Source organism: Mesorhizobium sp. M8A.F.Ca.ET.161.01.1.1, assembly GCF_004792105.1.
GTDB lineage: Bacteria > Pseudomonadota > Alphaproteobacteria > Rhizobiales > Rhizobiaceae > Mesorhizobium.
This window is the reverse complement of record NZ_SRTD01000470.1, coordinates 1-287: the sequence shown is the minus strand read 5'-3', so window position 1 is coordinate 287 and position 287 is coordinate 1. Positions and strand designations below refer to the sequence as shown.

Below are 287 nucleotides of genomic sequence, written 5' to 3'. Positions count from 1 at the left end.
GAAGGCCTGATAGAGCAGGCCCCCGACCAGACCTACGTTGTTGGCCTGAGGCTGTTGCAGTTTGCAGCCAGGGCCTGGAGTGGCAACGATCTGCGCAGGGGTTCCCGAGATCGTTCCACCGCCTGCCAGCCTGCCGGTCAATCGGGAGATGACGGCACGATCACGGTCGAAGGTGATGGTGGCGCCCAGATCGTTAATGGTGAGGTTTCGGCGCACGTCGGTCAGGCGCGTGCCATCAGTGGTGATGCTGCCGCTAATGACAGGTGCGGAAGCGCTGCCGGAAATCT

At 62.4% G+C, this 287-nt stretch carries 1 protein-coding gene; it reads right to left on the bottom strand.

The features are described from left to right. A partial coding sequence (locus tag EN804_RS36590; protein ID WP_246693564.1) for a hypothetical protein occupies positions 1 to 287 on the bottom strand: 287 nt, incomplete at both ends.